The sequence below is a fragment of the Limnobaculum eriocheiris genome (genome assembly GCF_021010575.1).
Lineage (GTDB): Bacteria > Pseudomonadota > Gammaproteobacteria > Enterobacterales > Enterobacteriaceae > Limnobaculum > Limnobaculum eriocheiris.
The window spans coordinates 18,420-31,315 of record NZ_JAJNAG010000004.1 but is presented as its reverse complement, the minus strand read 5'-3'; the positions used below and the strand labels follow the sequence as shown (position 1 = coordinate 31,315).

3 protein-coding genes and 1 pseudogene are annotated in these 12,896 nt (G+C 46.4%); 3 read left to right on the top strand and 1 reads right to left on the bottom strand.

The features are described 5' to 3' along the window. Positions 1-4 precede the first annotated feature (4 nt). The gene (gene accA, locus LPW36_RS03285; protein ID WP_230608049.1) at positions 5-964 is read left to right on the top strand and encodes an acetyl-CoA carboxylase carboxyl transferase subunit alpha; all 960 of its coding nucleotides are present in this window, start codon (positions 5-7) and stop codon (positions 962-964) included. 1,020 nt (positions 965-1,984) lie between these two features. After that, a pseudogene (locus LPW36_RS17935) lies at positions 1,985-3,463 on the top strand (Ig-like domain-containing protein); the annotation flags it as partial. Here the strand turns inward: LPW36_RS17935 and LPW36_RS17930 are convergent. Further along, the gene (locus LPW36_RS17930; RefSeq protein WP_420844713.1) at positions 3,412-3,543 is read right to left on the bottom strand and encodes a hypothetical protein; all 132 of its coding nucleotides are present in this window, start codon (positions 3,541-3,543) and stop codon (positions 3,412-3,414) included. The pseudogene LPW36_RS17935 and the gene LPW36_RS17930 overlap by 52 nt on opposite strands. Between LPW36_RS17930 and LPW36_RS03280 the strand changes: the two genes are divergently transcribed. Further along, positions 3,509-12,871 (top strand): Ig-like domain-containing protein, encoded by a 9,363-nt coding sequence (locus LPW36_RS03280; RefSeq protein ID WP_420844712.1) that lies wholly within the window; start codon positions 3,509-3,511, stop codon positions 12,869-12,871. The two genes, LPW36_RS17930 and LPW36_RS03280, sit on opposite strands and share 35 nt — an antisense overlap. The last annotated feature ends 25 nt before the right edge of the window (positions 12,872-12,896 follow it).

Sequence of the window (12,896 nt, the reverse complement as noted above, 5' to 3'; positions counted from 1 at the left end):
TGCTATGAGTCTGAATTTTCTGGATTTTGAACAACCGATTGCTGAGTTGGAAGCGAAAATTGATTCGCTGAAGGCAATCAGTCTTCAAGACGAAAAATTGGATATTAACCTTGATGAAGAGGTTAAGCGTCTGCATGAGAAAAGCCTTGAACTGACTAATAAAATTTTCTCTGAACTTGGAGCTTGGCAGATTGCACAACTTGCCCGCCACCCACGCAGGCCTTATACCCTGGATTATATTCAGCATATTTTTACCGACTTTGATGAGTTAGCAGGCGACCGTGCTTATGCCGACGACAAAGCTATCGTTGGTGGTATAGCGCGTCTGGACGGTCGTCCGGTGATGATCATTGGTCATCAGAAAGGCCGTGAAACCAAAGAAAAAATTCGCCGTAACTTCGGTATGCCGGCACCGGAAGGGTATCGCAAAGCATTGCGCCTGATGGAAATGGCCGAGCGTTTCAAGCTGCCAATTATCACTTTTATTGATACTCCGGGCGCTTATCCGGGCGTAGGTGCAGAAGAACGCGGTCAGTCAGAAGCGATTGCCCGTAACTTACGTGAAATGTCTCGCCTGAAAGTGCCGGTCATTTGTACCGTTATCGGTGAAGGCGGTTCCGGTGGTGCATTGGCTATCGGTGTTGGTGATAAAGTGAATATGCTGCAATACAGCACCTATTCGGTTATTTCACCGGAAGGCTGTGCCTCTATTCTGTGGAAGAGCGCAGATAAAGCACCTCTGGCGGCTGAAGCTATGGGTATTATCGCCTCGCGTCTGAAAGAGTTGGGCTTGATTGATGCTGTGGTACCAGAGCCTTTAGGTGGCGCACACCGTAATCCGGAAGCAATGGCTGCATCGCTGAAGGCTAAATTGCTGTCCGACTTATCTGAACTGGATGAGCTGGATACAGAATCTTTACAGGATCGCCGTTATCAACGTCTGATGGGTTATGGTTACTGCTGATAGTTGATTATTGAATAAATAAAAACCCGCGGATTTCATTATTCGCGGGTTTTTTTTGTCATTCTTAAACCATTTACTGTAAAGGTGATGATCGTTTATCCCTCAAACTGAAGATGTTCCGATAATTTGTGCTGTTATGATCACTATAGCTGAGATATTTTGTGACTATCCAACCATTCAATTTTTTATTCTAAATCAAATTGATAGTAAGTTTTCTCGCAGTAAATAGTTTGGATGCTGAATTTTAGAAAATAATTTTTTTCTTTACTCTGCAATATATTTACCTTCTCGTCTCATCTGCGAATTAATTATTCTAATTGCGATCTTTGTCGCTAAACTGCTTCTAATTAATTATGAGTAGTTCCTGCCAGTAGTGATTTTCATAGCTGTAGAATTTGTCGGTTATATAAAAGTAAATCTGACTATTTTTTAAGTTAAACGGGTTGCATTTGTTTTTTTAATAACTCATTTGAATTATTTTTTTATATTTAACTCAATATTCAATGATAATTATTATTTCAAATAATAATCACTATTAAATATTTTGATGGCAAAAATAAACAAGACTACTTTACAATGTGGCAGGAAAATGTCTTTACATTGCCTTTGTTGCTAATAATTTTTTGTTTAATTATTTAACGTGTTTTTTATGTGTTTCATGAAGATTTAAATGTGATTTTGATGATTTTTTTCCAACGATTTATTTATTTTTTATAAAAAACAATAAATTATGATTATTTTTAAAGAGTATTCTTAATGCTTTAATTGTATATTTGATGTTTTTTTGATTATTCAAAAAGGTTGTTTTTTTGAGTTTGATTGTGCGCTAAATGATGGGGAAATGACTAAGATGCATGAGCGCGAAAAAATGCGGGTTTTGAGAATTTTTAGTGCGGGATATAGCGAAAAAGGTTAGGCGTTACATCCCTCTTTAAAGAAGAGTTAAGTTAAGCATAAAACTATATATACCTAGCGGGATATCCCATAGGGGAAATTAAAGATACAAGGAGTTATTCGACTATGAATACGAATGCCAGCCTATTGGTTAATTCAGGAAGTGGTACTTCTCAGATTGTTCTTCTGAGTTCAGAAAAACCAGTCAAAATAAAAATTCAGCCAAACACAAAATACCTTCTTAAGAATTCGAGTGACAATTTTGCTCCAGAGAATGTGACGCTTCAACGTAACGGGGATGATCTGTATGTGATTCTGGAAGGTGATACCTCTCCCGCTATTGTTATTGAAGATTACTATGTATCTGGCGATAACGCCCCGCTGTTAGGTATGGCAGAAGATGGTCAGGTTTATGCTTATGTAATCACGGACGGTTCAGGTTTAGGTGATGGTTACCTGTTTAATGATGGTAGCTTTGCCCCGGTTGCTCTTGGCGGAATGCCAATGGGTGATGGAGCCTATTTGTTTGAAAATACGGAAACCAATGATTTTGGCTTGCTAGCTTTGTGGCCCTGGTTTCTGGGAGCGGCTGTTCTCGGTGGTGTTATTGGTAATGCCATTTATGAACATAACAAAGATGATAAATCAACGCCATCACCACAACCTGCTTCAGAACCAGAGTTAAGTGGCGCAACAGATATGACCGGTGATGTGACCGGTTCAATTACATATGGCTCAACGACTGATGAAACTAAACCAATCATTTATGGTGCCGGTGAAGCCGGAAATATCATTACTATCTATGATAATGGCACTGTAATTGGTTCTGTTGTTGTTGGATCTGATGGTAACTGGAGTTTCATGCCAGAAACCGCATTAACTGACGGTTCCCACACTATTACGATCACCCAGACTAATACTGAGGGGCAGACCAGTAGCCAATCTGATGATTTTACTTTTATTGTAGATACCGTAGCACCCAACAAACCTCTGTTTGAGGTCTTGGATGACGTAGGTGGGTCTACTGGCGTCATTGCTAACGGTGCAACGACGGATGATGCTCGCCCTGAATTTACGGGTAAGGGGGAGGTGGGTAGTACAATCACTATTTTCATTGATGGTAAAGAAGCGGGTAAAACGACTATTCGTGATGATGGAACCTGGAGCTGGATGCCAACAAACGATCTGGTCGATGGTCATTACCAGATTACCATCACGGAAACGGATAAAGCTGGAAATACCAGCGTGACTTCTCCAACTTTCGATTTTGACATTGATACGAGTGCGCCAGATAAACCACCGCGCCTTGAAGCCTATGATGATGTGGGGGGAAAGACCGGACTTATTAATAATGGTGATGTCACCGATGACACCAGACCTGAATTTAAAGGCTGGGGGGAGGCCGGTAACACAATTATTATTTATGATAATAGTGATAGTACAAGCCGTAGTGGCGGCAAAGAGATTGGTCGCGTTATCGTAGGGGATGATGGTACCTGGAGCTTTACGCCAGACTCTGATTTATCTGATGGCAATCACAGCATTACTTATATTCAAGAGGATAAAGTTGGTAACGTCAGCGCTCCATCAGATTCTCGTGACTTTATTATCGATACTATTTCGCCAGCAAAGCCAGACGTAGGTAGTGTTATCGATAACACTGGTGATAAAACCGGCCCGATCAATCCAGGTGACAAAACTGACGAAACCAAACCGGAATTTAACGGTAAAGGTGAACCGGGCAGCACCATCACCATCACCGATAACGGTGAAGTGATTGGTACTGCTGTTGTTGATGAAAATGGTAACTGGACTTTCACGCCAGAGGAAGAACTGGGTGAAGGTAACCACAGTATAGTGATCACTGAAACCGACGAAGCCGGTAACAGCAGTGAGCCATCTGAATCGATTGATTTTGTCGTAGATACCACGCCGCCATCCAAACCTGATTTAGGTAGTGTAACTGATAACGCCGGGGGAATTACTGGCCCAATCAAGCCTGGCGGTGCAACTGATGATACGACACCAACCTTTACTGGAGAAGGTGAACCGGGTAACACCATTACTATTAAAGATGGTGACAAAGTTATTGGTACCGTTATCGTTGATGAAAATGGCGCATGGAGCTATACACCAGAAACCGAATTGGGAGAAGGTAGTCACAATATTATTGTGACTGAAACTGATGAAGCGGGTAATACCAGTGAGCCTTCTGATGGTTTTGAGTTTATTGTAGATACTACAGCACCAAATTCAGCTAATTTGTCTATTTCCGGCGTGATGGATAACTACGGTGAAATCACCGGTAATATCACCAATGGTGGTGCTACCGATGACAGCCGTCCGGTTATCAGTGGTACCGGTACCGCTGGCGATACTATTATTCTGTATGTGAATGATGGCACCGGCAACCATGAAATTGGTCGCGGTACTGTCGGTTCTGACGGTAAGTGGAGCATTCAACCAGAAACCCCATTACTGCCGGGTAGCAATCAGTTTACTGCGGTTGAAATGGATCCTGCAGGCAACAAAACTGACCCAAGTAATCAGTACACCGTGACACTGGACGTTTCTCGTCCAAGTGAGCCGGTGATTGTGAACGTACTGGATAATGTGGGTGATGTGGTCGGTCCATTGCAGAAAGGTGATGTGACAGATGACAACAAACCAACCATCACCGGTACCGCCGAAGCGGGCTACACCATCCGTATTTACGATGGTGCCACTCTGTTAGGTACGGCAACGGCTGATAGCAAAGGCGTCTGGACATTTACTCCGGATACCGCACTGGCAGACGGCAAGCACAACATTACTGCGACAGCCACCAGTCCTGTAGGGCAAACCAGTGATAAGACCGGTATCTTCAACTTTGAAGTGGATAGCAAAGCCCCTGAGTCTGTGCAAAATCTGACGGTGAAAGACAACGTTGGCGATTATCAGGGACCACTGAAAGATGGTGATACCACGGATGACAACACGCTGACCTTCAGTGGTAAAGCAGAAGCGGGCAGCACCGTCACTATCTATGCGGATGGTAAAGTGCTGGGTACCGCGAAGGTCGACGGCGAAGGTAAGTGGACATTTACCCCGGATTCAGCACTGGCTGATGGTGTGTACAACTTTACCACTACCGTTACTGACAAAGCGGGTAACATTAATCCGGACGGTCCGGGCCTGACATTGACGGTTGATACATCTACTCATCCGGTCAGCATTGTTGCGTTAATCGACGATGTAGGTACCGTTACTGGCAATATCTCTGCCAATGGCGCGACTGACGATACCAAACCGGAAATCACCGGTCAGGGTAAGCCAGGGGCAACCATCAAGGTCTACGACGGTTCAACCCTGCTGGGTGAAACTACGGTTAAAGCCAACGGTAGCTGGAGCTTCACGCCATCCACCGATCTGAAAGAAGGTGCTCACAGCATTACGGTCACTATGACCGATAAAGCGGGCAACCTGACCGGACCAACGGCGGCGTTTGACTTCACTATTGATACCACCGCACCAAATATGCCAACCATCGATTCTGCCTTTGATGACGTGGGCAGCAAACAAGGTTCGTTAGCCAGCGGCAGCATGACCGATGACTCCACGCCAACGCTGAAAGGTACGGCAGAGAAAGGCAGTCTGGTTACTATCTATGATGGAAGTAAAGTACTGGGTTCGGTGACAGCAAACAGCATCACCGGCGAGTGGGGCTTTACGCCATCTACTCCAATCAGCGAAGGTGGGCACAAGTTCCATGTGACTGCTACCGATGCAGCGGGTAACGTCAGTCAACCTTCGGCCGACTTCCTGTTGACCACCGACTATACCGGTCCGAACAGCAATAGCCTGTCCATTACTGGCGTAGACGATCGGGTCGGTGCCTATACCGGGAACGTGAAAGCAGGTGAAACCACCGATGATACCCGTCCAACCATCAGCGGTACCGGTACCGCGGGCGACACCATTATCGTTTATGTGAAAGACGGTTCCGGCGAGCGTGAAATCGGCCGTGCAACAGTTGATGGAAATGGTAAGTGGAGCCTGCAACCAGCTTCACCACTGGCGAAAGGCGCTAATGAGTTTACCGCAGTGGAAATGGATCCGGTAGGTAATACCACCGATCCAAGCGCACCGTACGCGATTGTTATCGATAACTCCAGACCTCTACCTCCGGTGATTGAAATGGTAGAAGACAATGTAGGCACCATCACTGGCGCACTGCAAAAAGGTGAGGTGACCGATGACAACAAACCAACCATCAGCGGTACCGCGGTGGCTAATGGTATTGTGACTATCTACAACAATAATACCGTGATTGGTTCTGCTCAGGTAGATAGCAAAGGTAACTGGACGTTTACGCCGAATACTGCATTGGCTGACGGTAAATACAATATTACCGTAACGGCTACCAGCCCGGTAGGTCAGGTTAGTGAACCGACAGGTAACTGGAATTTTGAAATTGATACTGCTGCACCAAGTGCAGCGGAAAACCTATTGATCAGCGATAACGTGGGCAGCAAGCAGGGGGCGCTGAAAGACGGCGATGTGACTGATGATGCCACCCCGACCTTCAGCGGCAAGGCGGAAGCGGGCAGTACGGTCTCCATCTACAGCGACGGTAACCTGCTGGGGACAGCCAAAGTGGCTGCGGACGGCAGCTGGAGCTTTACCCCAAGTTCATCACTGCCGGACGGCGATTACAAGTTTACCACCACGGTGACGGATAAGGCGGGTAACACCGGCGCCGCCACGCCGGTGGTGAACATCAAGGTGGATACCTCCGGTCAGGAGGTCAGCCTGGATAAAGTGGTGGATAACGTCGGTGAGATTACCGGCAATATCTCACCAAATGGCGTGACCGATGATACGCGTCCGGAAATCGTGGGTACCGGTAAGCCGGGCAGCATCATCAAGGTGTACGACGGTGCCACCCTGCTGGGCTCCACCACCGTGAATGCGGACAAGAGCTGGAGCTTCACGCCGCCTTCCGATCTGGGCCAGGGCAAGCACAGCATTACCGTCACGGCCACCGATCTGTCCGGTAACACCACCGAACCGAGTTCGGCGTTTGAGTTTACTATCGATACGGTAACGCCAACTCAGCCAACCATTGAGTCGGCGAAGGACGACGTGGGGACCGTTCAGGGTAACCTGAATAATGGCGGTGCGACCGACGATCCGACGCCAACCCTGACGGGCAAGGCGGAGAAGGGCAGTACGGTTAAGGTGTACGACGGCGATACGCTGTTAGGTTCGGTGGTGGCGGATGACACCACCGGCCAGTGGACCTTTACCCCAACCTCACCGTTGGTGGAAGGGGAGCATAAGTTCCATGTGACCTCCACGGATAAAGCGGGTAACACCAGTCTGTCGTCGGCTGATTTTGTGCTGAATATGGACTTTACCGGTCCGGATCCAGATGCGTTGAAGATTACTGGAGTGGACGATCAGGTGGGGGCAGTCACTGGTAATGTGAAAGATGGTAGCTTTACTGATGATAGTCGTCCAACCATCAATGGCACAGGTACTGCAGGGAATACTATCTATGTTTATGTTTCCCATGAGTCAGGGGCTAATGTGTTGTTGGGTACGACCACGGTTCAAAGTAATGGTACCTGGAGCTTGCGCCCAGTAAATACACTGGCAGAAGGCAGTAATAAATTTACTGCTAAAGAGCGAGATCCGGTCGGTAACGAAGTTGGACCAAGTAACTCCTACACCGTGACTTTAGATGGTACGCCAGCCGTTGTTCCTACATTAGAAAAAGTTATTGATGATGTGGGTATTGTGACTGGTGAGCTGAAGAGTGGTGATGTTACGGATGATACTAAACCAACATTTGTGGGCTCTGCATCGGCTGATTGTGTTATCAGAGTGTATGACGGTTCAACGTTACTGGGTAGTACAACTGCGGATAGTAGTGGTAAGTGGAGTTTTGAGTCACCAACGGCACTGAAAGATGGCACACACAACATTACTTTTACTGCTACTTCACCAATCGGTCAGGTCAGTGATCCAAGCGATGTGTTTGTACTGGAAGTGGACACTAAAGTACCAAGTCCAGTAGAAAGCCTGATAATTACTGATAATGCCGGTGCTTATCAAGGCGAACTTAAACATGGTGATACTACTGATGATGCGACACCAACTTTCAGTGGAAAAGCTGAGGCGGGTAGTACTGTCACCATTTATAACAATGGCGTAGCGATTGGTTCTACTACTGTGAGTGCAGGTGGAACTTGGTCATTTACACCAAATACTGACTTGCCGGATGGTAATTATAAATTCACTACGACTGTTACTGACAAAGCCGGTAACGTGGGCGATCCGAGTTCCGTAGTCAATATTATCATTGATACCAGCACGTTGAGCGTTGCTATTGAGAAACTGATTGATGATGTTGGTGCAGTTACTGGCAATATTCAGGCGAATGGTATTACTGATGACCTACGCCCAGAAATTGTGGGTACCAGCAGTAAGCCAGGTAGCATAATTACTGTTTATATTGATGGTGTAAATCAAGGTACGACAACAGTGAAAGCTGATGGTAGCTGGAGCTTTACTCCAACTACGGATCTGGGGCAGGGTACGCACACCGTCACGGTGACAGCGAAAGATCTGTCAGGCAATGTAACACCAATGAGTCCGGAATTTTCCTTTACTATTGATAATGTTGCGCCAAGTGCGCCAACTATTGATAAAGCTCTGGATAATGCTGGCGATATTACTGGCGACCTGAAAACCGGTGATTACACTGACGATAATACGCCAACCTTGAGCGGTACCGCTGAGAAAGGCAGCATTGTCACTATCTATGATGAAAATGACAAAGTATTGGGTAGTGTATTGGTTAACGAGCAGGGCAAGTGGAGCTATGAGTTACCATCACAGGCAGATGGTCGACATGACTACTATGTTATTGCTTCTGATATTGCAGGTAATAAGAGTAACCCAACATCTGACTTTACGCTGAATATCGATACTCAGGGGCCGGCAGGTGAGAATCTAAAACTGCTTAATGTGCTTGATAACGTGGGTAATATCACTGGAAATCTGGTTTCTGGTAGTGGCACCGACGATAGTCGTCCAGAGTTCAAGGGTACGGCTAATGAAGTAGGCAATACAGTTATCATCTATGCAACTGATGGAAGTGGCATAACGCGTGAAGTGGGCCGCACCACGGTAGATGTTAACCGTGAATGGTCTCACGAGCTGGCAAATGCCTTAGCGGATGGTAACTACAAGTTCACTGTGGTTGAAATGGATGCAGCAGGAAACAAAACTGTGCCAACGCCAGAGTTTGGACTGCTTATCGATACCACCATACCAACGGCAACAGCCACTATCAGTAACATGACCGATGACGTAGGCCCAATCACAGGTAATCTGCCGTCCGGTTCTTACACGGATGACAGCATACCAAGATTAAACGGTTTCATTACTGGCACATTGGGTGCTAATGACAAAGTAGTAATCTACGAAAAAGGGACTAATGGCGTACTGACTGCACTGGGCGAAGCCACTATGTTGGATAACACCCGCTGGCAGTTTGATATTCCACCAGGATCGTTAGTGGGTGGTAATACACATAACTATGTTGCAGCAGTAACGAATAAAGTCGGCACTATTAGTACGCCGTCGGCTGATTTTGCCATGACGAGCATTGTGGAAATTAACAGTGATACCACACTGGATACTACGCCAATCATTAGTGGGCGTATCCCATACACGCTAGAGTTGGGTTCGCACATGACAGTCACCGTTAACGGTAAGACCTATAGCTCCTTAACCGGTGCGGTGGTTGTCGATACTGTCAACCTGACCTGGTATGTACAGATCCCTGACAGTGATGCACTGACAGCAAACAGAACCTATGATGTTGACGTACGCATTGTTAGCTCATTAGGTGGTACTACGGATAAAACCGCTAATGAATTGACCATTGCACCTACACCAGAAGTTATTATTGATGCGGGTGGCACTGATGGTAACAATAAAGCGACTACTTTTGGTATGAACAACAAAGGTGGCTGGCAGATCTTTAGTAACCAAGTGGTACTTGATAGTAATGCAACCAGTAACAGTACCATTGGTCAGTTTAATAAAACGATACTGACGCCAAACACCGGCGGGGCAGGTTATGGTAATGACAATATGAACATGGTGCAGAATGCCACGTTCGTTGACTTCAACCGTGATGGTCATATGGACATCCTGGGTGTGGACAGTCGTTACTCTAACGGTCAGCAAATGTTTATTAATAATGGCGACGGCACTTATACCGCCAAGCAAATGGACGGATTAGCTAACACCTATAGCTGGTACGGTGGTGTTGCTGCCATCGACCTGAAAGGCGATGGTTATGTTGATTTCCTGGTAGGCGATCAAACTCCAGATGATGCTAATGCTGTTGCAGGCACGAACTCTCAAATTGTTATGAATGAGGGAGGGGTTTTTGCTAAAGACACGTGGTATACCAATTCCACAGCTAACGGTGGGAAAAATACTAACAATAGTACTTTTGGTAAATCACTCTCCGGTATCGATTTAAATAACGACGGAGCGGTGGATATCGTGTTCCACGGTGAAGCCGGCTCTAGCAAAGTTGGATCAGCAGATGGTAGTAATACGGTAAACAGTACTAACTCTTATAGACTCGTCGTTGCGACTAATAGCGGTGATGGCAAAGTTAATACTACACAAATAATCGAAGGTTTATTTTTCAATTATTGGAGTGATCCAAGCGTAGCGAATGCCGCTTCTATGACCTGGGCTGATTATAACGGCGATGGTTATATGGACCTATTCCAGGGTAGTAATGCGGGGGGGTATAACGTCGCTGATGCCAGAAATAGCCGAATTTACTTTAACGATGGAGCCGGTAAGCTGAACATGGTCGACCCGAACAATGATGGTATCGGTTCGGCTGTAGGTTCTGGTTATTATCAGTTTAACGATAATATGCTGGGTGGTGCTTCGGTTGCAGTTGACTGGAACGGCGATGGCAAGATGGATGTCATTGAAGCACCGATGATTGGTTACAATAACTTAAACGACGTTAATATTGGCGGCTCCATTAACCTGTATACCAACACCACCAGCGGTAGTTCGGTGAACTTCAGTACTACTTATTTGCAGACAAAGAGCGGCAGTACTGAGTTTGGTTTAGACTCGGCCAACCGTTTGAACTTTAAAGGTTCAATCTCTGCTGCGGGTGTCGTTACTAATAATCCTGTCACCGGTATGTTGAGTGTCGATTTGGATTACGATGGAGCGAAAGACCTGTTGGTCTTTACTTCGAAAGGTCAGACAACTTATGTAAAAAACAATACGGTGATAGCCGACGGAACCAGTTTGCATTTGCGTATCGTGGATGAACAGGGCGTGACTATCTTCTATGGTAATACCGTACAGTTGATAGACTCCACTGGTAAAGTCGTCGCAACTCAAGTCATCAATCTTCAGTCCGGTAACCAAGTCAATGACAGTACCAGCGTGGTGGACTTCTACGGCCTGAATCCAAACGAAACCTATAGTGTTGTGCTGTTACGCAACGTGAATGGTGCTTCGCAGGATGTGGGCAGCGTAAGTCAGGTGGGTACTAACACTATTGAAAATGTCAATTTGGGCTGGGGCAACATAAAGGCCGGTGCAGCTAACGAAGCACTGATCCTGACTGCTGAATCTGGTTCTAACTCTGCCAATACCATTGGTTCCGGCGTGGTGGGAACCGGCTATAACGATACCTTTATCGCGACTCAGGGAACCAAAGTCTATGAAGGCGGCGGTGGTACTACTGAAATGTCTAGCTATCAGACCTGGACAGAGACTGGTGGTATGGATATCGTTGACTTTAAGCTGGCGGGCAATACTAACCTGACCATCAATATGATGAACAAGGGTTCTCAGTACACCGGCTGGAACACTATCACCATGAAAAACATTGAGGGTATTGCCGGCGGCGCCGGTAACGACACCTTCACTGATGACAAAGGTGATAACGTGTTCGAAGGTCGTGCGGGTAACGATACTTTCAATTTGGTTAATGGTGGTCGCGACACTCTGTTGTACAAACCACAGTCAGGTTCAACAGGTGATAACCGCGGTGGTAACGGTAGCGATGTGGTGAACGGCTTTGCGCTGGGGGCCAGGGAAGCGACGCCAAATGCTGACCGTATCGACGTTAGTGAAATGCTGACTGGCTACACCTTCGGTGGTGGAGCCAAGTGGATCAACGGTGTGGCGACGATGGAGGTGGGTGAAACCATCGCGAATTATCTGAAAGTAGAAGTCTCTGGTAGCGATACTCTGATTTATATTGACCGTGACGGTAATGGCAGCGCTTACGGCTTCGAATTACTACTCACATTGAAAGGTGTACAGACCGATCTGGTGACATTGCTGGCTAACCATCAATTAGAAGTGGATAACGGTAGTACTGTAAAAATGTCCGCTACAACCAGCGAATTCCAGGCTATTACGCAAATGTTTACTGCCGGTAACGACATCATGTTCGGTACTGAACAGGAAGACATTCTGTTGGGTGGTCTGGGCAATGACACCTTTATTGGCATCAGTAAAGATGATCAGGTCAAAGGTGGTGACGGTAATGACACTATCAAGGTTATCTCTACAGACTTTTCCTCAATTTCAGGCGACGCGGGTATCGATACTCTGGTTCTGGATACCAAAGGCGATCTATTCGACCTGAGTGCATTGAAAGACAAGCTGAACTCAATAGAGATCTTCGATATGGGTAATGGTCATAACACCATGAACGTATCGTTGGAGGATGTCCTGCGCCTGGGCTCAGAAGAATTGGCAATTAACAGTGGCAATAAAGCGATTGTGGTTAACGGCGAAGCCGGTAGCATCCTGCAGTTAGAAGGTGCTGACGGTCAGTGGACCATGTCGCAAAGCAATTACCAGTATCAAGGAAACACTTATAACGTCTGGACCATGGGCACCTCAGGAGTCGAGGTGCTGGTCGAGAATACGGTGAATCCGGTCATTCTGTAATGGTTTAACCGAAGGACTGCCGTAA